We start from the raw sequence: 25,565 nt of genomic DNA on the forward strand, positions 1-25,565 counted from the left end.
GAATCGAAGAGTTACGTCATCTGCGGGGCTGGGCGTCCAGCACCTGCTGGAGCGCCTCGAACTCCTCTACGCATTTGCCGGAACCGAGCGCCACGCTGTCCAGCGGATCCTCGGCGATATGGATCGGCATACCGGTCTCGCGCCGCAGCCGCTCGTCGAGCCCGCGCAGCAACGCACCGCCACCCGTAAGGACGATCCCGCGGTCCATGACATCGCCGGAGAGCTCCGGAGGACACTTGTCGAGGGTCGTCTTGACCGCGTCGACGATCGCGTTGACCGGCTCCTCGATGGCCTTCCGCACTTCGGCGGCGGAGATGACGACGGTCTTCGGCAGGCCGGAGACAAGGTCCCGGCCGCGGATTTCGGTGTGCTGGTCATCGTCGAGGTCGTAGGCCGAGCCAATCGTGATCTTGATCTGCTCGGCCGTTCGCTCACCGAGGAGGAGGCTGTACTCCTTCTTGATGTGCTGGATGATCGCGTTGTCCAACTCGTCGCCCGCGACGCGGATGGACTGCGCCGTGACGATTCCGCCGAGCGAGATGACCGCGACCTCGGTGGTGCCGCCGCCGATGTCCACCACCATGTTGCCCGTGGCCTCGTGGACCGGCAGTCCGGAGCCGATGGCCGCGGCCATCGGCTCCTCGATGATGTGCACCTGGCGCGCACCGGCCTGCGAGGAAGCCTCGATGACGGCGCGCCGCTCGACGCCCGTGATTCCGGAGGGGACACAGACGACGACACGAGGACGGGCGAGATACCGCCGCTTGTGGATCTTCAGAATGAAGTAGCGGAGCATCCGCTCGGTGATCTCGAAGTCGGCGATGACACCGTCCTTCAGCGGACGCACGGCGACGATGTTGCCGGGAGTCCGGCCGATCATCTTCTTCGCTTCGGAACCGACCGCGAGGATGCCACCGGTGTTGGTGTTGATCGCGACGACGGACGGCTCGTTGAGTACGATCCCTCGACCCCTGACGTACACCAGCGTGTTGGCGGTCCCGAGGTCGACAGCCATGTCACGGCCGATGAACGACATTGAGTTCCCCATCAGGATTCGTCTGGCCTTCCCAAGTGGAGCTTTTGATGGCTTGTTAGGTCGGCGAGGGTGAGCGCTGTGACGTGAAGGCTTCCATCGTAGTCTCGCCTGCACCGAACACCGCGCGAGGGTCTTCGCCATTGTCAGCAGATGATGTGCCGCCTCGCTTGTGGAGACGAGCCAATGGAGGCATGCGTTCCCCCGATCGGCACGCATATGCCAGGCCCTGGCCGCTTTTTTGCGGCAGGGCCTGGTCAGATACGGCTCTGGATTGACGCAGCGTCAGAAAATCTTCACGTACGCCGGGTGGGTGGCCGCCGTGTCGCGGGGGAACGCGGTGGGGCGGTGATCAGGTCCGGCTGAGCAGGTCAGGTCAGGCCGGGGAAGAAGATCTTCAGTTCACGTTCGGCGGACTCCTCGGAGTCCGAGGCGTGGATCAGGTTCTCGCGGACGATCACGCCGAAGTCACCGCGGATGGAACCGGGCGCCGCCGCGATGGGATCCGTCGGTCCCGCGAGCGCGCGTACCCCCTCGATGACCCGCTCCCCCTCGACGACGAGAGCGACCACGGGACCGGAGGCCATAAAGGCGACCAGCGGCTCGTAGAAGGGCTTGCCCTTGTGCTCGCCGTAGTGGAGCTCCAAGGTCTCCTGATCCAGGTTCCGCAACTCCAGCGCGGTGATCTGCCAGCCGGCCTTGCGCTCGATACGGCTGATGATCTCGCCGGTCAGACCACGACGAACCGCATCGGGCTTGAGAAGGACGAGGGTGCGCTGGCTCACGTGGGGACTCCTTCGGCAACATGTGTGCGGATCACAGAGATTACAGGGCGTATCTGGGGGCGCGGGCAGCCGCAGGCTTTTCAGGGGCGCGGGGCTGTATCGATTTGCGGCTCCGCCGCGATGGGGGTCCCCCCGCTCGAGCGCAGCCGAGAGTGGGGGAGCGACCAGCCACGACGCACCGGCAGCCGCGACACGACCTGTCACCCCACCCCCTGGCGGGGGTCTGGGGCGCAGCCCCCCACGCGGCGGAGCCGCAAATTGACGCAGCCGGGAAGGGGCGGGACTGGGGAAAGGCCCGCCGCAGGCGACTACGCCGGCTTGTGTTCCTGCTCAGCCTGCGCAGCAAACCGCGCCTTCGCCTCGTCAACCTTCCGCCCGTAATGAACCGAGGCCCACCACAGCGCCGCAAAGATCGCCCCCAAGAGGAACATCGTCGGCACGACGAACCCGGACGCGATCAGCGCGATCTGCAGGGCCCAGCCCAGCTGCACACCCCCCGGCCGCGTCACCACCCCGCACAGCAGCACGCACAGCAGCATCGCGACGCCACTCACCGTCCAGACCGTGGCCATGGACAGATCGGGATCCTTCATGGCGACAAGACCGGCGAAGCCGATGACGAAGACCTCACCGATCAGCGTCGAAGCACAGAGCGTACGCACAGCTCAGCCCCTCCCCAGAAGCAGTCGGGCCTCGCCCACGGTGATGACGGAACCGGTGACGAGAACGCCCCCGCCCGCGAACTCGCCCTCCTCCTCGGCCAGCGTGATCGCGGCTTCCAGGGCGTCGTCGAGCCGCGGCTCCACCTGAACCCGCTCCTCACCGAACACCTCGACGGCCAGAGCGGCCAGCGCATCCGCGTCCATCGCCCGATGACTGGAGTTCTGCGTGATCACCACCTCGGCGAAGATCGGCTCGAAGGCCTCCAGCAAGCCTCGTACGTTCTTGTCGCCGCTCATGCCGACCACCCCGATCAGCCGGCTGAAGTCGAACACCTCGCTGACGCCCTCGGCGGTCGCACGGGCACCCGCCGGATTGTGCGCGGCATCCAGAACAACGGTCGGCGACCGCCGCACGACCTCCATCCGCCCCGGCGCGGCAACCGCCGCGAACGCCTTGCGGACCGTGTCGATGTCGAGCCGCTCGGCCCGCGCCGCACCCACACCGAAGAACGCCTCCACCGCGGCGAGCGCGACGGCCGCGTTGTGCGCCTGGTACGCGCCATGCACCGGCAGGAACACCTCTTCGTACTCCCCGCCGAGCCCACGCAACGTCAACATCTGCCCGCCGACAGCCAGTTGACGCGATACGACCCCGAACTCCAGCCCCTCGCGGGCAACGGTCGCATCGACCTCGACGGCCTTCTTCAACATCACCTGCGCCGCGTCGACCGGCTGCTGCGCCAGAATCACGGTCGCACCCTGCTTGACGATGCCCGCCTTCTCCACGGCGATCTCGCCGGGCGTGCTACCCAGCCGGTCCGTGTGGTCCAGATCGATGGGGGTCACCACGGCGACATCACCGTCGATCACGTTCGTGGCGTCCCAGCTGCCGCCCATGCCCACCTCGACGACGGCCACATCGACCGGCGCGTCCGCGAACGCCGCGTACGCCATCCCCGTCAGCACCTCGAAGAAGGACAGCCGGAACTCCTGCTGCCCGTCCACCATCTCGACGTACGGCTGAATGTCCCGGTACGTCTCCACGAACCGCTCGGCGTCCATCGGCGCGCCGTCCAGGCTGATCCGCTCGGTGATCGACTGGACGTGCGGCGAGGTGTACCGACCGGTGCGCAGTTCGAAGGCGCCGAGCAGCGCCTCGATCATGCGGGCCGTGGACGTCTTGCCGTTCGTCCCCGTGATGTGGATCGAGGGGTACGAGCGCTGCGGCTCCCCCAGTACGTCCATCAGCGCGGCGATCCGCGTGACCGACGGCTCCAGCTTCGTCTCACCCCACCGCGTGGCCAACTCGGCCTCGACCTCGCGCAACGCCTTGTCGACCTCGGGATCGGCCGGCCGCGCGGGGATGTCGGCCTCCGGCGGCCCGCCCTGCGCGCGCAGGGTACGGCTGCCGGCCTCGATCACCGCGAGATCGGGATCACGCTCGGTCTCCGCACCGACGATCTCGTCGAAGGGGTCGGGCTCGCTGCTGTCGTCCGGGGGAAACTCGCTCACGGGGCCAGTCTACGGAGGCGGACTGACAACAACGTGAGCGCCCGTCGCCGGGCCGGCATGAATCAGCCCGTCCGGCGATTGAGGACGAGGCCGCCAGGCCGATACGGGGTCTGGGACGGAGCCCCAGGGCCGGCAACCACCCACTGGCGCAGCTGCCGAGTCAGGCAAAAGGCGCCCGGAGCTTTCCAGCCCCAGGCGCCTTCAGCCACGTAACACCGCCTGCTAACCCTGCGGCAACCGCTCCAACTGCTCCTGAATCCGCGCGATGTCCTCGCCCGCCTTGGCAAGCCGCGTACGGATCTTGTCCACCACCTGCTCCGGAGCCTTCGCGAGGAACGCCTCGTTGCCCAGCTTCGCCTCGGCCTGCTGACGCTCCTTCTGGGCGGCGGCCAGATCCTTCGCGAGCCGCTTCCGCTCCGCGGCCACGTCGATCGTGCCGGAGAGATCCAGCGCGACCTGCGCGCCCGCGACCGGCAGCGTCGCCGTGGCCGCGAAGCCCTCGCCCTCCGGCTGGAGGCGCAGCAGCTGGCGGATGGCCGCCTCGTGCGGGGCCAGGGCGGTCCCGTCGAGGGTGAGCCGGGCCGGGACGCGCTGGCCGGGCTGGAGCCCCTGGTCGGCACGGAACCGGCGGACCTCCGTGATGACCTGCTGAAGCGTCTCGATCTCCCGCTCGGCCGCCGTGTCACGGAACCCGCCCGGGGCGTCAGCCCCAGGAACAAGCACAGCGCCCGGCCAGTCCGCGATCACCACGGACTCGCCCCCCGTGAGCGTGGTCCACAGCGTCTCCGTGACGAACGGAACAATCGGGTGCAGCAGCCGCAGCGTGACGTCCAGGACCTCGCCCAGGACCCGCTTGCTGGCGTCGGCCGCCGCACCGCCCGCGTTGAACGTCGTCTTGGACAGCTCGACGTACCAGTCGAAGACCTCGTCCCACGCGAAGTGGTAGAGGGAGTCGGAGAGCTTGGCGAACTGGAAGTCGTCGTAGAACGCGTCGACTTCGGCGACGGTCTCGTTGAGGCGGGACAGGATCCACCGGTCCGTCGCCGACATCGCGGACGGGTCCGGGAGCGGGCCCTCGACCGTCGCGCCGTTCATCAGCGCGAAGCGGGTCGCGTTCCAGATCTTGTTGGCAAAGTTCCGGGACGCCTGGACCCAGTCCTCGCCGATCGGCACGTCCGCACCCGGGTTGGCGCCGCGGGCGAGCGTGAAGCGGACGGCGTCGGAGCCGTACGCGTCCATCCAGTCCAGCGGGTCGACCGAGTTGGGGTTCGACTTGGACATCTTCTTGCCGTGCTCATCACGGACGAGACCGGTCAGCGCGATGGTCTTGAACGGAGCCTCGCCATCCATCGCGTACAGACCGAACATCATCATCCGGGCGACCCAGAAGAAGATGATGTCGTGCCCGGTGAGCAGAACGTCCGTCGGATAGAACTTCTCGAGGTCCGGCGTCCGCTCCGGCCAGCCGAGCGTGGAGAACGGCCACAGGCCGGAGGAGAGCCAGGTGTCGAGGACGTCGGTGTCCTGCGTCCAGCTGTCACCGCTCGGAGGCTGCTCGTCGGGGCCGACGCAGACGACCTCGCCGTTCGGCCCGTACCAGACCGGGATGCGGTGGCCCCACCACAACTGGCGCGAGATGCACCAGTCGTGCATGTTGTCGACCCAGTCGAAGTAGCGCTTCGACATCTCCTTCGGGTGGATCTCCACCCGTCCGTCGCGGACGGCGTCACCGGCGGCCTGTGCGAGCGGGCCGACCTTGACCCACCACTGGAGGGACAGCCGCGGCTCGATGGTGGTCTTGCAGCGCGAGCAGTGGCCGACGGAGTGGACGTACGGACGCTTCTCGGCGACGATCCGGCCCTGCTCGCGCAGCGCGGCAACGATCGTGGAGCGGGCCTCGAACCGGTCCAGTCCCTGGAACGGGCCGTGGACGGTGATGACGCCGCGCTCGTCCATGACCGTCAGCGACTCCAGGCCGTGCCGCTGGCCGATCTCGAAGTCGTTCGGATCGTGCGCGGGCGTCACCTTGACGGCACCGGTGCCGAACTCGGGGTCGACGTGCGTGTCCGCGACGACGGGGATGGTGCGGTCGGTGAGCGGCAGCTTGATCCGCTTCCCGATCAGATGCTGGTAGCGCTCGTCCTCGGGATGAACGGCCACGGCGGTGTCACCGAGCATCGTCTCGGCCCGGGTGGTGGCGACGACCAGAGTCTCCTCGCCCTCCCCGTACTTGATGGAGACGAGCTCGCCGTCGTCGTCCTGGTACTCGACCTCGATGTCCGAGATGGCGGTGAGGCAGCGGGGACACCAGTTGATGATGCGCTCGGCGCGGTAGATCAACTCGTCGTCGTACAGCTTCTTGAAGATGGTCTGGACGGCGTGGGACAGCCCCTCGTCCATGGTGAACCGCTCGCGGGACCAGTCGACGCCGTCGCCCAGCCGCCGCATCTGGCCGAGGATCCGGCCGCCGTACTCTTCCTTCCACTGCCAGACGCGCGAGACGAACTCCTCGCGCCCGAGGTCATGGCGGGACTTGCCTTCGTCCGCGAGCTGCTGCTCGACCTTGTTCTGCGTGGCGATACCGGCGTGGTCCATGCCCGGCAGCCACAGCGCCTCGTATCCCTGCATGCGCTTACGGCGCGTGAGGGCGTCCATGAGGGTGTGCTGGAAGGCGTGGCCCAGGTGGAGTGAGCCGGTGACGTTCGGCGGCGGGATGACGATGGTGTACGGCGGCTTGTCGCTCTTCGCGTCGGCGCCGAAGTAACCCCGCTCTACCCAGCGCTCGTACAGCTTCCCCTCTACCTCGGCCGGCGCGTACTGGGTCGGCAGTTCGGGGGTGTTGGCTGGCGGCTGCTGCTGAGCATTCTCGGTCACGGGGTCAGTTTAGAGGTGTCACGGGCCCGTCCTGAAACTCGTTTGTTCGGTAACGGTGAGATCCCGGCGCTCCGCGCGGACGCTCCTTACGCCAGGATGTTCGGAACGCATAAGTATCTGGAGGGGAACCCAGAATGAGCTACAACCAGCCGGGCCCGTACGGCGGGCAGCCCCAGCAGCCGGGACCGTACGGTCAGCCAGGCGGTCAGTCAGGCCCGTACGGCCAGCCGCCGCAGGCCCCGCAGCCCGGCTACGGTCAGCCGCCGCAGCCCCCTCAGCCCGGCTATGGCTACCCGCAGCAGGCGCCTCCGCAGCAGCCCGGCTACGGGTACCCCCAGCAGACCCCTCCCGGGGCCCCGCCCCAGCAGCCCGGCTACGGCCAGCAGCCCCCGTACGGCCAGCAGCCCCCGCCCTACGGCATGCCGCAGCCGCCCGCTTCCGGCGGCGGCAAGAAGACCGGGATCGTCATCGGCGCGGTGGCGGTCGTGGCCGCGATCGCGGTGGGGGCGTACTTCGTGATCGGCGGGGGTGGCGGCGGGGACGTGGCGGACGACGGCCCGCACAAGCTGACCACGCCGGCGACGGTGCTCAGCGAGTACAAGAAGAGCGAGGAGGCCGACTTCGGCGGCTTCAGCGAGGACGACCTCAAGGACGCGGAGAAGAGCGGCGTCAAGAACGCCAAGTCCGTCAACGCCGGGTACCAGGCCGGGGACCAGCAGTCCACTCCGCCCACCTCGAAGATACTCAGCTTCATGGGCGTCTACGGGGAGGTGGAGGACCCGGAGGCGGTCGTCGACGCCATGTTCGTGGAACTCAAGAAGACCGCCGCCGAGGACCCCAGCAGCGGCGAGTTCGTCGGCAGCCCGAAGAGCTACGAGCCCAGCGGTCTGGACGGCGCGATCCTGAAGTGCCAGGAGTCCAAGATCAAGAACGCCGAGGCCTCGACCGACCCGTCCTCCGGGCCCCCGGAGGTGAGCCTGCCGGTGTGCATCTGGGGCGACCACAGCACCCTCGGCGTCGTCATCCTCCTCGACCAGGTCGACGCCGTGACCGGCAAGAGCGCCGACCTCGAGGCCACCGCCGACCTCACGGCCAAGTTCCGCAAGGAAATCCGCGTCAAGATCTGACGCCCGCAGCAACGCCGAGCAGCAACGCCGCATCAACGAGGAAGGGGCCCCGGTCAGTTGACCGGGGCCCCTTCTCTGCGCGTACGAGCGGCTACGCCGTCTTCTGCTCCCCCGGGCCCCGCCCGCGGGCGTCCCGCGGAATGAGCGTCGGGTTCACGTTCGACAGGACGACGTCCGCCGTGATGACGACGCGGCCTACGTCCTTGCGGGACGGGACCTCGTACATCACTGACTGCAGGACTTCTTCCATGATGGCGCGCAGACCCCGCGCGCCGGTCTGCCTCAAGATGGCCTGGTCGGCGATGGCTTCGAGGGCCTCGCGCTCGAAGTCCAGCTCCACGCCGTCGAGTTCGAAGAGGCGCTGGTACTGCTTCACGAGCGCGTTGCGCGGCTCGACGAGGATCTGGAGCAGGGCCTCGCGGTCGAGGTTGTGCACGCTCGTGATGACCGGGAGGCGGCCGATGAACTCGGGGATCATGCCGAACTTGACCAGGTCCTCGGGCATGACGTCCTCGAACTGGTCCTTCTCCTCCAGCTCGCGCTTCGAGCGGATCGTCGCGCCGAAGCCGATGCCCTTCGCGCCCGCGCGGGACTCGATGAGCTTCTCCAGGCCGGCGAAGGCGCCGCCCACGATGAACAGGACGTTCGTCGTGTCGATCTGGATGAACTCCTGGTGGGGGTGCTTGCGTCCACCCTGGGGCGGGACCGAGGCCGTCGTGCCTTCGAGGATCTTCAGCAGCGCCTGCTGGACGCCCTCGCCGCTCACGTCCCGCGTGATCGACGGGTTCTCGCTCTTGCGGGCCACCTTGTCGATCTCGTCGATGTAGATGATCCCGGTCTCGGCCTTCTTGACGTCGTAGTCCGCCGCCTGGATCAGCTTCAGCAGGATGTTCTCGACGTCCTCGCCGACATACCCCGCCTCCGTCAGCGCCGTCGCGTCGGCGATGGCGAAGGGGACGTTCAGCATGCGCGCCAGGGTCTGGGCGAGCAGGGTCTTGCCGGAGCCCGTGGGGCCGAGGAGCAGGATGTTCGACTTAGCCAACTCGATGGCGTCGTCGCGGTTCTGCCCCGTGCTGTTCTCACCGGCCTGAACCCGCTTGTAGTGGTTGTACACCGCGACGGAGAGTGCCTTCTTCGCCGACTCCTGGCCGACGACGTATCCCTCGAGGAACTCGTAGATCTCCCGGGGCTTGGGGAGTTCCTCCCAGCGGACCTCGCTCGTTTCCGCCAGTTCTTCCTCGATGATCTCGTTGCAGAGATCGATGCACTCGTCGCAGATGTACACACCGGGGCCTGCGATGAGCTTCTTGACCTGCTTCTGGCTCTTGCCACAGAACGAGCACTTGAGCAGATCGCCGCCGTCACCGATGCGTGCCACGGTGTGCTTCCCCTTCGCCTGGGAGACGCCTAGGTCCAGCGGCTCCTGGTGCTGCCTTATGTCCGACGGTACCTTGCCGAGCCCCCCGTTCGGGCCCCCCTTGGCGCGGTTCACTTTGACGCGTACGGCGCCAAACCGTGCCAAGGGGGCGGCTGACGATACAGTGCCGCGTCACGCGACCGCGGCGTTGTTCATCTTCCGGGTCGAGATGATCTGGTCGATCAGGCCGTACGAGAGCGCGTCCTCAGCGGTGAGGATCTTGTCGCGCTCGATGTCCTCGCGGATCTTCTCGATCGGCGTCGTGGAGTGCTTGGCCAGCAGTTCCTCCAGCTGGGCACGCATCCTGAGGATCTCGTTCGCCGCGATCTCCAGGTCGGAGACCTGGCCACGGCCCGTCTCGCTGTAGGGCTGGTGGATCAGCACGCGGGCGTTGGGCAGCGCCATGCGCTTGCCCGGCGTACCGGCGGCGAGCAGGATCGCGGCGGCGGAGGCCGCCTGACCCATGCAGACCGTCTGTACGTCCGGCTTCACGAACTGCATCGTGTCGTAGATGGCCGTGAGCGCCGTGAAGGAGCCGCCGGGGCTGTTGATGTAGACCGAGATGTCACGGTCGGGGTCCATCGACTCCAGGCACAGCAGCTGCGCCATGACGTCGTTGGCGGAGGCGTCGTCGATCTGCACGCCGAGGAAGATCACGCGCTCCTCGAAGAGCTTCGCGTACGGGTCGTACTCGCGCACGCCCTGCGAGGTGCGCTCGACGAAGCGCGGGATGACGTAGCGGGACTCCGCGCGGGGGCCGGTGTACTCGGCCTCCGTGCGGGCGTAGAGGCCGCTGCCGGGGAAGTCGTTCACTGTGTCTCCTGGGAGCCTGAAAAGAGCTGAGGCGGTCGGCTGGGGGCTCGGAAGGCTTACGTCGGCTGCGCTCGGGGCCGCGGCTGGGCTGCCCGTGCGCGTATGCCGCTTAGGCCGCTCCGGTGCCTCCGCCGCCCGGCATACCGGCAGCGGTGGGCATGATGTCGTCGATCAGGCCGTACTCCTTGGCCTCGATCGGGTCGAACCAGCGGTCCCGGTCCGAGTCGCGGGTGACCTGGTCCACGGTCTGGCCGGTGTGGAAGGCGGTCAGCTCCGCCATCCGCTTCTTGGTGTGCAGCAGCCGCTCGGCGTGGATCTTGATGTCCGACGCGGAACCGGCGAGGCCGGCCGAGGGCTGGTGGATCAGGATCTCGGCATTCGGCAGGGCGAAGCGCTTGCCCGGGGTACCCGCGCTCAGCAGGAACTGGCCCATGGAGGCCGCCATGCCCATGGCGATGGTCACCACGTCGTTCTGGATGTACTGCATGGTGTCGTAGATCGCCATGCCGGCCGTGATCGATCCGCCGGGGCTGTTGATGTACAGGAAGATGTCCTTGTCCGGGTCGGCGGCAAGGAGCAGCAACTGTGCGGTGATCTTGTTCGCAATGTCGTCGTCGACCGGCTGGCCGAGGAAGATGATCCGCTCACCGAGCAGCCGGTTGTAGACCTGGTCGCCGAGGCCACCACCGATGGAGGGCTCGCCGGCGGCTGTAGGCATCAGATTCGTCACGTATCCACCTGCTCGTCTTGTCGACGGCGCCGGGGCCGTCTCACGTGTTCTGCCGGGGCGGGGGGCCGTCCGGCGGTTTATCGGGACTCCCCTGCCCTCGTACTCATGGACCCTAACGCGCGGGTCCCTTCGGGGAATCCCGAGGAGGGAACTGTTCGCTGTGAGCGCATGCGCTCCGCTGGTTGCGCAGGGGTTTTGGGGCGCTTCCCTGGGCGTAGCGCAGCAGGCCCCGGACCGCTCGTGCGGTCCGGGGCCTGCTGGAGGTACAGCGAGGCGAATCAGGCCTCAGGCTTCTCCTCGGGGGCCTCGGAGGCCTCCTCGGCCGCTTCCGCGGAGCCCTCCGCCGGGGTCTCCTCGGAGGAGGCCTCGGTGGCCTCGGCCTCGTCCTCCTCGTCGTCCAGGTCCACGATCTCGCCGTTCGTGTCCTTGACCGTGGCCGCCTCGACGACGACCGCGAGGGCCTTGCCGCGGGCGACCTCGCCGACCAGCATCGGGACCTGGCCGCCCTCGACGACCGCCTGGGCGAACTGGTCGGGGGACATGCCGGAGGAAGCCGCGCGACGCATGAGGTGCTCGGTGAGCTCCTCCTGGTTGACGTTCAGCTTCTCCTTGTTGACCAGCTCGTCGAGGACGAACTGGGTCTTGATGCCCTTGACCGCGGCCTCGCGCGTCTCGGTGTCGAACTCCTCGGCCGTCTTGCCCTGGATCTCCAGGTACTGCGGCAGGTCCAGGCCCATCTGACCGAGCTGGTGGTGCTCGAGGTTGTGCTTACGGGTGTTGATCTCGTCCTCGAGGAGCTTCTCGGGGACGGGCACCTCGACCAGCTCCAGCAGCTTCTCCAGGACGCGCTCCTGGGCCTGCGTGGCCTGGTCGTACTGCTTCATGTTCTCGAGGCGCTTACGGCTGTCCGCCCGCAGCTCCTCCAGGGTGTCGAACTCGGAGGCGAGCTGCGCGAAGTCGTCGTCCAGCTCGGGAAGCTCACGCGCGGCGACCTGGGTGACCTTGACGGAGACCTCGGCCTCCTTGCCGGCCGCCGAGCCGCCCTTGAGCTCGGAGGTGAAGGTGGCCTCGCCACCGGCCTCCAGGCCCTTCACGGCGTCGTCGATGCCTTCCAGCAGCTCACCGGAGCCGATGGTGTAGGAGACGCCGTTCGCGACGCCGTCCTCCAGGATCTCGCCGTCGACCTTGGCCTCCAGGTCGATCGTCACGACGTCGCCGTCCTCGGCGGCGCGCTCGACCGGCGTGGTGGACGCGAAGCGCTCACGCAGCTCCTCGACGGCCTTGTCGACGTCCTCCTCGCTGACCTCGACGGCGTCGACCTCGACCTCGATGCCGGAGTAGTCCGGGATCTCGATGGCCGGGCGGATGTCGACCTCGGCGGTGAAGTTCAGCGTCTCGCCGTCCTTCAGCTCCGTGATGTCGACCTCGGGCTGGCCGAGCACGTTCAGCTCGGCGTTGTTGACCGCGTCGGTGTAGAACTTCGGAAGCGCGTCGTTGACCGCCTCCTCCAGAACCGCACCGCGGCCGAACCGCTGGTCGATGACGCGCGCCGGAATCTTGCCCTTCCGGAAACCCTTCACCGTGACCTGCTGGTTGATCTTCTTGTACGCCGCGTCGAGGCTGTCCTTGAGCTCCTCGAAGGGCACCTCGACAGTGAGCCGAACCCGGGTCGGGTTCAGGGTCTCCACGGCGCTCTTCACGGTTCGGTCTCCTTGATGGCTGACTTCTTGGGGTTCTGCTGTCGACCTCTGCCGGATGCGGCGGGTGCCTCAGCGGATTCGCGGCCCTTGCGAGACGTAACAGTGCAGACATACGGGCACGCAGTTTGCATAGTAGCCGCAGGCGGTACACGCCCCAAAAGGCGAGCTTCCGATGCCGCGGGTCCCGGGACCCCGGTCGGCTTCCGGACCGGGTCCCTACGGGTGGCCACCGGGGCTCTGCTGGTGGTCGGGGTGGCGGGATTTGAACCCACGGCCTTCCGCTCCCAAAGCGGACGCGCTACCAAGCTGCGCCACACCCCGTCGGTGCGACACGTAGGGTACATGCCCGCGGACGCCACGGCTCCCGCATTTCGCGGGCGCCTGAGGAGGCGCGGAACGGGATGTGCGGCGAAGGGGTGCCACCCGCTACGATGCTCCCGTGCCGCGCGTCCACTGACCTGCGGTGCATCCTGTGCGGGCGTAGCTCAATGGTAGAGCCCTAGTCTTCCAAACTAGCTACGCGGGTTCGATTCCCGTCGCCCGCTCCACACGGCTCAGGGCCAGGTCAGAGGTTCGATCCTCTGCCTGGCCCTGAGGCGTTTCCGGGTACTGGCGGCAGTCGGGGTCGTCAGTCCCTGAGGAACGTGATCAGTTCGCCGAGGAGGGGGGCCGAAGCGGTCCAGGCAGACGGTTCCATCGCGCTGGGCCGGCTCTCGCGGAGCTGTCAGGTGTTCGTCACGTCGTGGGGCCGCACTCGCCGGCCCCGCTCAGAACTGGATCTCGTTGATCGTCTCCGCTATCGAGTTGAGGAACCGCTGGATGTCGTCGGCCATGCCCGTCGAGGCGAGGAAGAAGCCGAACAGCACGGCGACGACCGCCGGACCCGCCTTGATCGTTCCTCCCCGGATCAACACCACGAGGACGATCCCCAACAGCAGCACAACTGACAGCGAAATGGCCACAACTGATCACACCCTACGGTCGGTCCGCTCTCCCGGCCCGAGGGCGCCACCCCGCACACCCCCGCAGAACCATCGTGCCACCAACAGGCCCAGCCTATGCGGAAGGTGGGTCATCATCGGCCATCGTTCTCGCCGGACCTGCACAATCCGTACCCGCGCGGCGCTCGTCGGCGGCCATGAACGGCGGGGCTGCGTACGGCAATTCGAGGAGCCTCCCGCACGCCTAATTCAGGAGGGTCATTGCCGTGCCCCCACATCCTGTTCGCAGCTAATTCGAATTATTGCCGCAGGGACAGCGAGGGGTCGGCGAGGGGGTCAACAAACGCCGATCAACGGACATTTCGCCAGAGTCACCCGCGAACGTTATGCACCATTTAGTCGGGATTAAGTGGTACGTAACAGACGTACGTAGTACATCAGTCGACCTCTGCATCGCCAAGTCGATGCTGTATCCCACTTCTTCAAATCCCCCGCACTCACCGGGATAAGCGAGGGTTAAGCAGGAATGACGCGGAGGGTTTTACGAAATCGCATCGGCGACGCTAGGGTGCCTCAGATGTTCAACGCTGCCTCGTCCCCCGCACGCGCAGTGAGGTCCCGGATCGTCTCCCCCAGTTCCTGGTGGGAGGGTCTGTGACGAACTCGCTCCGCCCACACGGCCAACAGAGGGCTCCGCTCCCGCCGACGGAGGAGTCGTCGGTGTCCGGAATGCCGAGCCCTCGAACCCGCGACACCCCGCAGGCGAACACCGCTCCCGCCGCGTCTCAGGCCAGGCCGGCCAAGCAACGCGACGCGTTCTTCGACAACGCCAAGTACCTGGCCATCGTGCTCGTCGCGATGGGCCACACCTGGGAACCGCTGACCGACCACAGCCGCACCGCCGAAGCGCTCTACATGGTCGTCTACGCCTTCCACATGCCGGCGTTCATCCTCATCTCCGGCTACTTCTCGCGCAGTTTCGACATGCGTGCCGACCGGCTCCAGCGGCTGGTGACGGGCATCGCCGTGCCGTACATCCTCTTCGAAGCCGCGTACTCCGTCTTCAAGAAGGTGGCGGACGACGATCCGGGCCATCCGGTCAGCCTGCTCGACCCCTGGTACCTCACGTGGTTCCTGATCGCGCTGTTCGTGTGGCGGCTGACGACGCCGCTGTGGAAGGTCGTGCGCTGGCCGGTGCCGCTCGCGCTCGCCATCGCGGTGCTCGCCTCCGTCTCGCCCGACATCGGTGACGACCTGGATCTGCAACGTGTGCTGCAGTTCCTGCCGTTCTTTGTCATCGGCCTGTGCATGAAGCCCGAGCACTTCCAGCTGATGCGGCGCCGTGAGGTCCGGATTCTGTCGGTGCCGGTGTTCGCGGCGGCGCTGGTCGTGGCGTACTGGGCGGCTCCGCGTATGACGTCGGCGTGGTTCTACCACCGGGACAGCGCGCAGGAGTTGGGCACGCCGTGGTGGGCCGGCGTCGTGATGACGCTCGCGCTGTTCGGCTGCTCGATGGTCCTCACGGCCTGCTTCTTCTCCTGGGTGCCGCGTCGCAAGATGTGGTTCACGGTGCTCGGGGCGGGGACGCTGTACGGCTATCTGCTGCACGGTTTCCTGGTCAAGGGCGGCCGCTTCTGGGGCTGGTTCGACTACACGTGGCTGCATGAGCCGCTCGGCGAGATCTTCGTCACCCTGGTCGCCGCCGCCGTGGTCACCCTGCTGTGCACGCCGCCCGTCCAGCGCATGTTCCGCTTCGCGATGGAACCGAAGATGGAGTGGGCGTTCAAGCGGGACGCGGCGGAGCTGGCCCGCGAGCGGGCCAAGTCCTAAGCCGAGGCCCAAGTCCTAGACCAGGCCCAGGAGTTCGCGCATCCTCGCGTACTTCTGGGCCAGTCGCGTCCGCGTGGACTCGTCCAGGGCCGCCAGCCTCGCCGGATTCGCGTTGTGGGCCAGGTCGGATTCCTTGACCAGGAGGGCCCCCGGCGTCGCCAGGATGCGTTCGGCGTACGACTCCGGGGGCTCGCCGGGGCGCCTGGTGAGGGCCAGGACGATGTCCTTCGTGCGCCGGGTCAGTGCGGCCTTGCGCAGGAGCCAGTCCTCCGAGACGGCGTCGTCCTCGACGGCGTCGTGGAGCCAGGCGGCGGCGATCTGTTCGTCGTCGCCGCCCCGGGCGCGTACCCCTTCGGCCACGGCCTGGAGGTGCTCGGCGTACGGTCGGCCCGCCTTGTCCGTCTGGGCCGCGTGTGCGTTGCGGGCGATGGCTTCGACTTCGGTGAGGCTCAGCAGCGCGTTCTCGGTCATGCGTCGAGTGTGCCCCGCAGCGCCGACCTGGCCGGTATCGACGCCGCCGCCACACCGATCACGAGCAGGGCCTCCCATTCGACGGCCCAGTCGCCGTCCGGCCTCAGGCCGCTCCGTACGTTCTGTGGGGCGTCGTCCCCGGCCCCGTCGTCGTACCGCCTCTTCCGCAGACCCATGGCCGGGTCCGTCCTCCCGTCGCACCGATCCCCACCGATGCTTCGACGCTACGGATCCGGGGCCTGCCCCGGCCATGAGGCCGACCACCGACCTCGGGCCGGGGAGAATCCGACCAAACCCCGCCGCCAGGTCGTTTGGTAATCTAATCATTGACGCTCCCTTGACCAATTCTTGACCCTCCTGAGGAGGAACTGGCCCATCGGACACGCAGACATCCTCATCGCCATGGGTGGCGCCTTTCTCGCCGCGGCGGTTCTCGCCCGCGTCGGCGCCCGTATCGGACTCCCCACCATTCCGCTCTTCATCCTGGCCGGGATCCTGCTCGGCCCGCACACGCCCGGCATCGTGATCGTCTCGGACCCGCACGACATGGAGATGCTCTCCGCGCTGGGTCTGGTGCTGCTGCTCTTCTACCTCGGCCTCGAGTTCCACATGGACGACCTCAAGGCGGGTGGCCGTCGGATGGCTCTCGCCGGGGGCATGTATCTGGCATTGAACATCGGTGCGGGCCTGGGGTTCGGATTCGCCCTCGGCTGGGGCACCTCCGAGGCGCTGGTCCTCGCCGGAGTGCTCGGCATCTCGTCGTCCGCGATCGTGACCAAGGTGCTGGTCGACACGGGGCGGCTCGGGAACCCCGAGACCCGGCCGATCCTCGGCATCATCGTCGTCGAGGACATTTTCCTCGCGCTCTACCTCGCGGCGCTGCAGCCGGTTCTGTCCGGCGCCTCCTCACTCGGAGCGGCGGTCCTCGACGGCGGCAAGGCCTTCGCCTTCCTGCTGCTGCTCGCGCTGGCGGCCCGTTTCGGTACGAGGGTCGTGGGGCGGCTCGTTGCCACGAAGGACGACGAGTTGCTGGTCATCTCCTTCCTCGGGGCCGCCGTCTTCGTGGCCGGGGTGTCGGAGTGGTTCGGGGTGGCGGACGCGATCGGGGCCTTCATGGTCGGGCTGATGCTCGGCAGTACGGCTTCGGGTACGCGTATACGCACACTGGTGCACCCTCTGCGGGACGCCTTCGGCGCGATCTTCTTCTTCGCCTTCGGCCTCTCCATCGACCCGGGTGACCTTCCCACGGTGCTGTGGCCCGTCCTCGCCGCGGTTTCGCTGACGCTGGTCATGAACGTGCTCGCGGGGTTGGGGGCGGCTCAGGTGTACGGCTTCGGCGCCGGGCCCGCCGCCAACATCTCCACCACGCTGCTCGCTCGCGGCGAGTTCGCCCTCATCCTCGCCACGATGGCGGCTGCCGCCGGGCTCGACGACCGGTTGTCGCCGTTCATCGCCGGCTACGTCCTGGTACTGGCCGTCCTGGGCCCGCTCACGGCGAGTGCCTCCGGCGGTTGGGCGGGGGCGCCTACCGGGTGGGTGGGTTCGGTTCATGGGCGAGTGCGGGCCCGTCGTGGCTGGTCGCGCAGTTCCCCGCGCCCCTAAAAGCAAAAGCCTGCGGCTCCCCGCGCCCAAAAACCCCGCCCCGAACGAGCCCGCACCCCCGACTGCCCGCACCTTGCCCTCCGGCGGGAGGGGTCGTGGGCCGGTGCGTCGCATGCCCGTCGCTTAGCTCCGGTCTCGGAGAACCAGGGCCTTGTACCAGGCCAGAGCCGTATGCCCGCCCTGCGACGGGCTGACGCACCGGCCCACGACCCCGCACCCACCACCCACCCAGGGGCGCGGGGAACTGCGCGACCAGCCACCCACCAACCGGCAGTCGCCAACGGACCGAACCCACCCACCCCGTAGGCGCCCCGCCCAACCGCCGGAGGTCAACCGCCGGAGGTTTCCCGGCAGATCAGCAGCAACGCCCTGTCATCATTCACATCCCGCGCAACCGCCTCGATCAAATGCCACGCCGCCCCATGAAACCCCCCGGCCACATACCGGTCCGCCTCACCGGTAAGCCGGTCCATCCCCTCCGCGATGTCCCGGTCGGACGTCTCGACCAGGCCGTCCGTGAACAGCATCAGAACGTCGCCCGGACGCAACGTCCCCTTCACGGAGTCGAACTGGGCCCCGTCGTACACCCCGAGCAGCGGCCCCTCCGCGGACTTCTCCTCCCAGCGCCCGCTGCCCGCGCTGAGCTGCAGCCCGGGAGGATGTCCGGCCGAGAAGAGCTCGTAGTCGCCGGAGTCCAGGTCCAGGACAAGGTGGATCGACGTGGCGAAGCCCTCGTCCCAGTCCTGCCGGAGCAGGTAACCGTTCGCCGCGGGCAGGAAGGCGTGCGGCGGCAGCGAGCCGAGCAGCCCTCCGAACGCCCCCGACAGAAGCAGCGCACGCGACCCCGCGTCCATGCCCTTGCCGGACACGTCCGTCAGTACGACCTCGAGCGTGCGCCCCCCGTTCGTACGGGCAGCCACCACGAAGTCCCCCGAGAACGACTGACCACCGGCCGGCCGCAGGGCCATCTCCCGATGCCAGCCCACCGGCAGCTTCGGCAACTTGCTCTGGACCCGGATGCGTTCCCGCAGGTCGAACAGCATGGTGCCGCCGCGCCGCCACGGAACCCCCACCCGGCTGCGGAACTGCGCGATGAGCAGACCGAAGAAGCCGCAGGCAGCGACCACCAGCACGGTCCCCGGCGTCACCCGGGACGGCCCTTCCGTGTACGGGCCGAGTTTCACGGACTCGATGATCAACGCGGTGGCGGCGGCCGCGTACAGGCCGAGCAGGCTGGCCGGCCGCAGCACCAGCCCGCCGGCGACGATCGGGAGGACCAGCGCGGCCGGCGAGAACCACACGGAGTTGACGAGTGTGGCGCCCGTGATCACGGGAATCGTCAGCAGCAGAGCGGCCAGCGCGACCCAGTCCGAACCGTCCCCGCGGAAGTAGTCGACAGCGGATCTGCGCAGCCCGGTGCGGACCCGGTGCAGTTGCTTCTTGCACCGGGCCGCAAACGTGTCGGCTTCCGCGCGCCGCTCTCGTCCTGCTGCCATTGTTCGGGACCCTATCCATCGGACCTGGTACTTGGCACGGGAGGTCCCACTTGTCCCCCGTCCGAGAACCGAAGTCACAGAAACGTCCGATCCCCGAGGATCGCATGCCGCGGTGGGCGGCCCGCCCCGAGCCGACAGAAATCCACTCGCTGATCCCGGATTGCCCTGGTAGGCATGGCACATGACGACTGACTTGCGCGTGCTCCGGCCGGAAAAATGGGACGAGTGGTACGGAAAGCTGGTGCTCGCCTTCGGCGGAGTCGACGAGTCGCCCGAGGAGCGGGCCCTGTGGAACGGCCTCACGGAGTTCGACCGCTTCATCGGGACCTGGGACGGCGACGAGTGCGTGGGAACGGCGGGTGCGTTCAGCTTCCGTATGACCGTTCCGGGCGGAACTCCGGTGAAGGCGGCCGGCATCACGATGGTGAGTGTCGCCGCGACGCACCGCCGCCGCGGGGTGCTGACGTCCATGATGCGCAGGCAACTGGACGACATCCGCTCCTGGGGCGAGCCGCTGGCCGTACTGACCGCCTCCGAGCCGGTGATATACGGCCGCTTCGGCTACGGCGCGGCGACCCAGCAGCTGCGCGCGGAGATCGACACGTCCCGGGTACGGCTGTCGGTGCCTGCGGGCACCGACGACATACGACTCCGCCTCGCCGAACCTGATGCGGACGCCGTACGCGATGCGTGCGAGGCCGTCTACGCACAGCGGGTGCCGACCCGGCCCGGGATGATGGCGCGGCTGCCCGGCTGGGAGCATCTGCCGCTGCTCGACCCGGAGAGCGACCGTAAGGGCGCATCGCCGTTGCAGTGTGTGCTCGCCGAGCGGGAGGGGGAAGTGGTCGGCTACGCCCGGTACTCCATCAAGCCGGAGTGGGACGCGGCCGGCCCCAAGGGCACGGTCGAGCTGCGCGACCTGGAGGCGCTGGACCCGGCTGCGTACGCGGCGCTGTGGCGGTTCCTCTTCGACATCGACCTGACGTCGACGGTGAAGACCTACAACCGGCCCGCCGACGACGCCTGGCAGCACCTCGTCTCCGACATCCGACGGTGCGGGCTCAGCATGCGCGACTCGCTGTACGTACGGACCGTCGACGTCGGCGCGGCGCTCGAGGCCCGTACGTATCAGACGCCCGTGGACGTCGTGTTCGAGGTCGAGGACGCCTTCTGCCCCTGGAACGAGGGGCGTTGGCGGCTCTCCGGCGACACGAAGGGGGCGTCCTGCGAGCGGACCACCGACTCGGCGGATCTCGCCCTGTCCGTACGGGAGTTGGGGTCGGCCTATCTCGGCGGCGTGTCCCTTGCCTCACTCGCCGCGGCCGGGCGGGTACGGGAGCTGCGCCAGGGCGCGCTCGCTGAGGCCTCGCTCGGCTTCTCCTCCGACGTCGCACCCTGGCTGCCGCACGGCTTCTGAGCGGCTTCAGGCCTTCTGGCAGGTGGGGCACCAGAAGAGGTTGCGGGCGGCGAGACCGGCGGTGCGGATCTCGCCGCCACAGATGTGGCAGGACAGGTCGGCCCTGCGGTACACGTAGACCTCGCCGCCGTGGTCGTCCCTGCGCGGCGCGCGGCCCATGGCCTCCGGCTCGTGTTCCGGGCGGACCGTGTCGATGCGGTTGTTGCGGACGCCCTGGCGCATGAGCGCGACGAGGTCCGTCCACATCGCGTCCCACTCGGCCGGAGTGATGTCCTTGCCCGGCCGGTACGGGTCGATGCCGTGCCGGAAGAGGACTTCCGCGCGGTAGACGTTCCCTACGCCCGCGATGACCTTCTGGTCCATGAGGAGTGCGGCGATCGTCGTACGGCTGCGGGAGATGCGTGCGTACGCCTGGGCCGGCTCGGCGTCCTCGCGCAACGGGTCCGGACCCAGGCGGTCGCGGATCGCCTGCTTCTCCGTGTCCGTGATCAGGGTGCACGTGGTGGGGCCGCGGAGGTCTGCGTACGCGGTGTCGTTGGTGAGGCGGAGGCGGACGGTTTCGGTGGGCGGGGGCGCGGGGGCGTCGCCGAGGGTGACCTTGCCGAAGAGGCCGAGGTGGATGTGGGTCCAGTTCTCGGTCTCGAACCGTAGGAAGAGGTGCTTGCCGTGGGCTTCCGCGGTGGTGAGCGTTGTCCCGTCCAGGAGGGCTGCGGCGTCGGCGAACTTGCCCTGCGGGCTGGTGACGTGTGCCTTCCGGCCGCCGAACCGTCCGCGGTAGTCCTCGGCCAGCCGGTGGATGGTGTGCCCTTCGGGCACGGGGGCCTCCTGTGCGTGTTCGTGCTGCGGTTCGAGCGGGTTTTCTTTCCCCAGCCCCGCCCCTTCCCGGCTGTGTCAATTTGCGGCTCCGCCGCGTGGGGGGGGCTCCGCCCCCAGACCCCCGTATCGGCCTGAACGGCCTCGTCCTCAAACGCCGGACGGGCTGAATTGTGCCTGGCCTGCGCTGAATAGCTGACCTGGCCCCTCAGGGGCGCGGGGAACTGCGCGACCAGCCACGACGCACCCGCAGCCGCGACACGACCTGTCACCCCACCCCCTGGCGGGGGGCCTGGGGGCACAGCCCCCTCACGCGGCGGAGCCGCAAATTGATACAGCCGGGAAGGGGCGGGGCTGGGGAAGAAGAAACCCCCTACCCCCGCGGGTGGTGCGCCGGAATCTCCGGCAGATCCCCCGTCGTCTCGTACGCCGACAGCATGTCGATACGGCGGAGGTGACGGGCATCGCCCGAGAACGGGGTGTTGAGGAACGTCTCGACGAACTTGGTCGCCTCGTCCTGCGTATGCATCCGCGCCCCGACAGCAACGACGTTCGCATCGTTGTGCTGACGCCCCAGCGCCGCCGTCTCCTCGCTCCAGGCGAGCGCCGCCCGAACCCCGGCCACCTTGTTCGCCGCGATCTGCTCGCCGTTCCCCGAACCGCCGATCACGATGCCGAGGGATCCGGGATCCGCCGCGGTGCGCGAGGCCGCGCGGAGGCAGAACGGCGGGTAGTCGTCCTGGGCGTCGTAGATGAGGGGCCCGCAGTCGACGGGCTCGTGGCCGGCCGCCTTGAGCCACTCGACGAGGTGGTTCTTGAGTTCGAAACCGGCATGATCGGAGCCGAGGTACACGCGCATGGTCCGAGTGTGACACGCCTGTTTCGGACCGGCCGCGCCGGGTCGAGCCGCGGAAACCCGCCGGGTCCCCTGTCCGAAAAACGCGAGCAACATTACACATCCTCAAGAAAACCTCAAGTAACGATCTGAAATCAAAGGTTCAAGAATCAATTCACCTGGGATTCACTGGACCGGATTGTTCACCTCCGGTGCAAAGGAACCCGCCCCATGACCTCGCAGCCGACCCTGACGAAGGCCGGAACCGGCCCCGGAGGCACCGGAGAACCCGGCGACGGCCTCCAGGCCGGACTCAAGAACCGTCACCTCTCGATGATTGCGATCGGCGGAGTCATCGGCGCCGGCCTGTTCGTCGGTTCGAGCTCCGGCATCGCCACCGCGGGCCCCGGCATCCTCCTGTCGTACGCCCTCGTCGGCACGATGGTCGTCCTCGTGATGCGGATGCTCGGCGAAATGTCCGCCGCCAACCCGACCTCGGGTTCCTTCTCGGCCCACGCGGACCGCGCGCTCGGCCGCTGGGCCGGGTTCTCGATCGGCTGGCTCTACTGGTTCTTCTGGGTCGTCGTGCTGGCGATCGAGGCGACTGCCGGTGCGGTGATTCTGGAGAGCTGGGTCCCGGCCGTCCCGCAGTGGGGCTGGGCCCTGATCGTGATGGTCGTGCTCACCGCGACGAACCTCGGCTCCGTCGGCTCGTACGGTGAGTTCGAGTTCTGGTTCGCCGGCATCAAGGTCGTCGCGATCGGCGCGTTCATCATCATCGGCGGGCTCGCGGTCTTCGGCGTACTGCCGGGCGTCGACAGCGACAGTGCCGGGCTCGGCAACCTGACCGACCACGGCGGGTTCCTCCCCAACGGCCCCGGGGCGATCCTCACCGGCATCCTGCTCGTCGTCTTCTCCTTCATGGGCAGCGAGATCGCCACCCTCGCGGCGGGCGAGTCGGAGGACCCGCAGCGCGCGGTGACCAAGTCCACCAACAGCGTCATCTGGCGAATCGGCGTCTTCTACCTCGGCTCGATCTTCGTCGTCGTCACGCTGCTCCCCTGGGACTCCGAGGCGATCCAGAAGGACGGCTCGTACGTCGCCGCCCTGGACTCACTCGGCATCGCGAACGCCGGCGAGATCATGAAGTTCATCGTGCTGACGTCCGTACTGTCCTGCCTCAACTCCGGCCTCTACACGGCCTCCCGCATGGCGTTCTCGCTCGGCCGGCGCGGTGACGCGCCGAAGGCCTTCGGTCGCACCAACAACCGCGGGGTCCCGATGACGGCGATCCTCGCGTCGGTCGTCTTCGGCTTCGTTGCGGTGTTCTTCAACTACGAGTTCCCCGACTCGGTCTTCCTCTTCCTGGTCAACTCCTCCGGCGCCGTAGCCCTGTTCGTCTGGCTGGTGATCTGCGCCTCGCAGCTGCGTATGCGGAAGATCATCGAGCGTGAGACGCCGGAGAAGCTGGTCGTACGGATGTGGCTGTACCCGTATCTGACGTACGCGACGATGGCCCTGATCGTGTTCGTCCTCGGCTACATGCTCACCGACACCGAGCACGACGGCCGCCAGACGGTGCTGCTTTCGCTTCTGGTGGCGGCGGTCGTCGTCGGTATCGCGCTGGTGCTGGAGAAGGTACGGCGCGGGAAGGTTGCGCAGGCCGCTGAGACCCAGTCCCAGGAGGACGCCGGGGTCTGATTCCTCTCGCGTACGCGACGCCTCCGCGGCCTCACCGCGGGGGCGTCGTCGTGTTCGGTGACTCCGGGCGCGAGGTGCCCGCGACCGTGGGCGGCGGGCTGGTGTCGGGCAGTTGCGTCTCACCGCCGGGACGGATCGCGGTGATGATCATGACGATGCCCACGGCGGCGGCGACCACCAGGACGAGGACGGTGAGCAGACGCGGGAGCCACTCGGGGCCGTCGCCCTCCTCGGTCTCCCGCTCGTTCTCGGCGGGGAGTTCGCGCACCGCCGGTACGGGCGCAGGCGCGAGCGCGGATACGGCCACCGGCGTCGCGAGCACCCGGTACAGGAACCGCGCCACCTCCCCCACATCGGGCCGCGCCTCCGGATCCCGGGCCAGCAGCCTCCGCAGCAGCGGAGTCAACGGCTCGCCCTCAGGCGGCAGTCGGGGCTCCTCGTACATCACCGCGGCCAGTGTGGCGAGCGTCCCGGCACGCTCGAACGGGGAGTGCCCGGTCAGGGCGGTGCAGAGCGTGGCGCCGAGGGACCACAGGTCGGAGTGCGGGCCCTGTGGGCGACCGGAGATGCGTTCCGGCGGGATGTACTCCGGGGAGCCGACGATGACTCCGGCCTGCGTCAGTCCCTGGGCGTCCTGGAGGGCGGCGATCCCGAAGTCGGTGAGGACGACCCTGCCTCCCGACCCCAGCAGGACGTTGCCGGGCTTGATGTCACGGTGCAGCACTCCGGCCGCGTGCACCCGGCGCAGCGCCTCGGCGAGCGCGAGGCCGATCCTGGCCGTCTCGCGTATGTCGAGGGGGCCGCGTTCGACGACGGTCCGGGCCAGCGAGGGGGCCTCGACCAGTTCCATGACGATCCAGAGCCGGTCGTCCTCCTCGGCCACGTCGTAGACCCGTACGACATTGGGGTGGTCGATACGGGCACTCGCGCGGGCCTCGCGCAGCGCGCGCTCGCGCCGGACCTCGAGTTCCTCACTGCCGGCGACGTCGAGCCGTAGCTCCTTCACCGCGACCGGACGGTCGAGCAGTTCGTCGGTCGCGCGCCAGACTCGGCCCATGCCGCCCTGCCCGATGGGTTCGAGGAGCCGGTACCGGTCCACGACACGCAACATGCAGGCACACCCCCAACCTCCTTCCATGACAACACAATTCGGGGCAATGACACCAGACCGGAAATCAAGCAGCCCCCGCACCCATGACGGGCGCGGGGGCTGGAGCTGCGACGTCGCTCTTACCGGTTCACGAGCTTCCAGGCGGTGGGCAGCAGACCCATTGCCAGGGCCGCCTTGAGGGCGTCGCCGATGAGGAAGGGCGTGAAGCCGGCGGCAACGGCCTCCGTGGGGCTCAAGAGCGTGGCGGCGGAGAGGTAGGGGACGCCGATCGCGTAGATGACGGCCGAACCGAGCAGCATCGTGCCGGCCATGCGCAACACCGAGCGGTCGGCGCCGCGGCGGGCCAGGGCGCCGACGAGTGCGGCCGCCAGCATCATGCCGATGATGTAACCGAAGGTCGGGGAGACGCCGTGGCTGCCCTCCGCGAACCACGGGACACCGGCCAGTCCGACGAGCGCGTACAGGGCGAGCGAGAGGAAGCCGCGCCCGGCGCCGAGCGCGGTGCCGACGAGGAGGGCCGCGAAGGTCTGCCCGGTCACCGGCACCGGCGAGCCCGGCACGGGCACGGCGATCTGGGCGGCGATCCCGGTGAGTGCGGCGCCGCCTGCCACGAGCACGATGTCGCGGACGCGTGACGCGGGGAGCAGGTCAGCGAGGACCTTGCCCGGGAGGGCGGTGGCGGCAGCGGTGCTCAT

22 protein-coding genes and 2 tRNA genes are annotated in these 25,565 nt (G+C 68.4%); 6 read left to right on the forward strand and 18 right to left on the reverse strand.

Annotated elements, in window-relative coordinates:
* Positions 1 to 16: 16 nt before the first annotated feature.
* From IEZ21_RS01010 to IEZ21_RS01030, 5 genes are all read right to left on the reverse strand, one after another.
* Complete coding sequence (locus IEZ21_RS01010) at positions 17 to 1,036, reverse strand: rod shape-determining protein (RefSeq protein ID WP_033328053.1); 1,020 nt, start codon at positions 1,034 to 1,036, stop codon at positions 17 to 19.
* Positions 1,037 to 1,404: 368 nt separating this feature from the next.
* Positions 1,405 to 1,818 (reverse strand): nucleoside-diphosphate kinase, encoded by a 414-nt coding sequence (gene ndk / locus IEZ21_RS01015; protein ID WP_033328051.1) that lies wholly within the window; start codon positions 1,816 to 1,818, stop codon positions 1,405 to 1,407.
* Between the two features lie 308 nt (positions 1,819 to 2,126).
* Complete coding sequence (locus IEZ21_RS01020; RefSeq protein WP_189319993.1) at positions 2,127 to 2,480, reverse strand: DUF4233 domain-containing protein; 354 nt, start codon at positions 2,478 to 2,480, stop codon at positions 2,127 to 2,129.
* Between the two features lie 3 nt (positions 2,481 to 2,483).
* Positions 2,484 to 3,992 carry a bifunctional tetrahydrofolate synthase/dihydrofolate synthase gene (folC, locus tag IEZ21_RS01025; RefSeq protein ID WP_189319994.1) on the reverse strand — a complete coding sequence of 503 codons (1,509 nt, stop codon included), beginning with the start codon at positions 3,990 to 3,992 and terminating at the stop codon, positions 2,484 to 2,486.
* A 222-nt stretch (positions 3,993 to 4,214) separates the two neighbouring features.
* Positions 4,215 to 6,866: a valine--tRNA ligase gene (locus tag IEZ21_RS01030; protein WP_189319995.1), complete on the reverse strand. Its 2,652-nt coding sequence runs from the start codon at positions 6,864 to 6,866 to the stop codon at positions 4,215 to 4,217.
* 134 nt (positions 6,867 to 7,000) lie between these two features.
* On the opposite strand from IEZ21_RS01030, the gene IEZ21_RS01035 reads away from it, so the two are divergent.
* Entirely contained in the window at positions 7,001 to 7,993 is a 993-nt protein-coding gene (locus tag IEZ21_RS01035; RefSeq protein ID WP_189319996.1) for a hypothetical protein, read from the forward strand.
* Between the two features lie 91 nt (positions 7,994 to 8,084).
* Here IEZ21_RS01035 and clpX read toward each other — a convergent pair whose 3' ends face one another.
* The 5 genes from clpX to IEZ21_RS01060 all read right to left on the reverse strand — a co-directional run bounded on the left by clpX (position 8,085) and on the right by IEZ21_RS01060 (position 12,974).
* Positions 8,085 to 9,371: an ATP-dependent Clp protease ATP-binding subunit ClpX gene (clpX, locus tag IEZ21_RS01040; RefSeq protein WP_033328041.1), complete on the reverse strand. Its 1,287-nt coding sequence runs from the start codon at positions 9,369 to 9,371 to the stop codon at positions 8,085 to 8,087.
* 171 nt (positions 9,372 to 9,542) lie between these two features.
* Complete coding sequence (locus IEZ21_RS01045) at positions 9,543 to 10,223, reverse strand: ATP-dependent Clp protease proteolytic subunit (RefSeq protein WP_033328039.1); 681 nt, start codon at positions 10,221 to 10,223, stop codon at positions 9,543 to 9,545.
* Between the two features lie 109 nt (positions 10,224 to 10,332).
* Positions 10,333 to 10,941, reverse strand: a complete 609-nt coding sequence (locus IEZ21_RS01050; protein ID WP_033328036.1) for an ATP-dependent Clp protease proteolytic subunit — start codon at positions 10,939 to 10,941, stop codon at positions 10,333 to 10,335.
* Positions 10,942 to 11,231: 290 nt separating this feature from the next.
* Positions 11,232 to 12,653: a trigger factor gene (tig, locus tag IEZ21_RS01055; RefSeq protein ID WP_189319997.1), complete on the reverse strand. Its 1,422-nt coding sequence runs from the start codon at positions 12,651 to 12,653 to the stop codon at positions 11,232 to 11,234.
* A gap of 244 nt (positions 12,654 to 12,897) precedes the next feature.
* A tRNA-Pro gene (locus IEZ21_RS01060) sits at positions 12,898 to 12,974 on the reverse strand.
* Positions 12,975 to 13,127: 153 nt separating this feature from the next.
* Here IEZ21_RS01060 and IEZ21_RS01065 point away from each other — a divergent pair.
* Positions 13,128 to 13,201: transfer RNA gene (locus IEZ21_RS01065), tRNA-Gly, on the forward strand.
* Positions 13,202 to 13,420: 219 nt separating this feature from the next.
* On the opposite strand, the gene IEZ21_RS01070 is transcribed toward IEZ21_RS01065, so the two are convergent.
* Complete coding sequence (locus IEZ21_RS01070; RefSeq protein ID WP_033328032.1) at positions 13,421 to 13,615, reverse strand: hypothetical protein; 195 nt, start codon at positions 13,613 to 13,615, stop codon at positions 13,421 to 13,423.
* 708 nt (positions 13,616 to 14,323) lie between these two features.
* Between IEZ21_RS01070 and IEZ21_RS01075 the strand changes: the two genes are divergently transcribed.
* Positions 14,324 to 15,424, forward strand: coding sequence for an acyltransferase family protein (locus IEZ21_RS01075; protein WP_373302163.1), 1,101 nt, complete (start codon positions 14,324 to 14,326; stop codon positions 15,422 to 15,424).
* A 15-nt stretch (positions 15,425 to 15,439) separates the two neighbouring features.
* Here IEZ21_RS01075 and IEZ21_RS01080 read toward each other — a convergent pair whose 3' ends face one another.
* The gene (locus IEZ21_RS01080) at positions 15,440 to 15,895 is read right to left on the reverse strand and encodes an HD domain-containing protein (RefSeq protein ID WP_189319999.1); all 456 of its coding nucleotides are present in this window, start codon (positions 15,893 to 15,895) and stop codon (positions 15,440 to 15,442) included.
* Positions 15,892 to 16,071 carry a hypothetical protein gene (locus tag IEZ21_RS01085; protein ID WP_189320000.1) on the reverse strand — a complete coding sequence of 60 codons (180 nt, stop codon included), beginning with the start codon at positions 16,069 to 16,071 and terminating at the stop codon, positions 15,892 to 15,894. The genes IEZ21_RS01080 and IEZ21_RS01085 overlap by 4 nt, the downstream gene beginning before the upstream one ends.
* A 226-nt stretch (positions 16,072 to 16,297) precedes the next feature.
* Between IEZ21_RS01085 and IEZ21_RS01090 the strand changes: the two genes are divergently transcribed.
* A complete protein-coding gene (locus IEZ21_RS01090; RefSeq protein ID WP_246567181.1) occupies positions 16,298 to 17,497 on the forward strand; it encodes a cation:proton antiporter in 1,200 nt (399 codons plus the stop codon).
* A gap of 329 nt (positions 17,498 to 17,826) precedes the next feature.
* Here the strand turns inward: IEZ21_RS01090 and IEZ21_RS01095 are convergent, their stop codons facing one another.
* A complete protein-coding gene (locus IEZ21_RS01095; RefSeq protein ID WP_189320001.1) occupies positions 17,827 to 18,993 on the reverse strand; it encodes a PP2C family protein-serine/threonine phosphatase in 1,167 nt (388 codons plus the stop codon).
* A 181-nt stretch (positions 18,994 to 19,174) separates the two neighbouring features.
* Between IEZ21_RS01095 and IEZ21_RS01100 the strand changes: the two genes are divergently transcribed.
* Positions 19,175 to 20,410: a GNAT family N-acetyltransferase gene (locus tag IEZ21_RS01100; protein ID WP_189320002.1), complete on the forward strand. Its 1,236-nt coding sequence runs from the start codon at positions 19,175 to 19,177 to the stop codon at positions 20,408 to 20,410.
* Between the two features lie 6 nt (positions 20,411 to 20,416).
* Here the strand turns inward: IEZ21_RS01100 and IEZ21_RS01105 are convergent, their stop codons facing one another.
* Complete coding sequence (locus IEZ21_RS01105) at positions 20,417 to 21,226, reverse strand: Fpg/Nei family DNA glycosylase (protein ID WP_189320003.1); 810 nt, start codon at positions 21,224 to 21,226, stop codon at positions 20,417 to 20,419.
* Between the two features lie 370 nt (positions 21,227 to 21,596).
* Complete coding sequence (locus tag IEZ21_RS01110; protein ID WP_033328018.1) at positions 21,597 to 22,082, reverse strand: ribose-5-phosphate isomerase; 486 nt, start codon at positions 22,080 to 22,082, stop codon at positions 21,597 to 21,599.
* A gap of 207 nt (positions 22,083 to 22,289) precedes the next feature.
* Here IEZ21_RS01110 and IEZ21_RS01115 point away from each other — a divergent pair, with 207 nt between their 5' ends.
* Positions 22,290 to 23,759, forward strand: coding sequence for an amino acid permease (locus tag IEZ21_RS01115; protein ID WP_189320004.1), 1,470 nt, complete (start codon positions 22,290 to 22,292; stop codon positions 23,757 to 23,759).
* Between the two features lie 31 nt (positions 23,760 to 23,790).
* Here IEZ21_RS01115 and IEZ21_RS01120 read toward each other — a convergent pair whose 3' ends face one another.
* A complete protein-coding gene (locus IEZ21_RS01120) occupies positions 23,791 to 24,870 on the reverse strand; it encodes a serine/threonine-protein kinase (protein WP_189320005.1) in 1,080 nt (359 codons plus the stop codon).
* 119 nt (positions 24,871 to 24,989) lie between these two features.
* Complete coding sequence (locus IEZ21_RS01125) at positions 24,990 to 25,565, reverse strand: biotin transporter BioY (protein WP_189320006.1); 576 nt, start codon at positions 25,563 to 25,565, stop codon at positions 24,990 to 24,992.

The organism is Streptomyces flaveus, from assembly GCF_014647675.1.
Classification (GTDB): domain Bacteria; phylum Actinomycetota; class Actinomycetes; order Streptomycetales; family Streptomycetaceae; genus Streptomyces; species Streptomyces flaveus.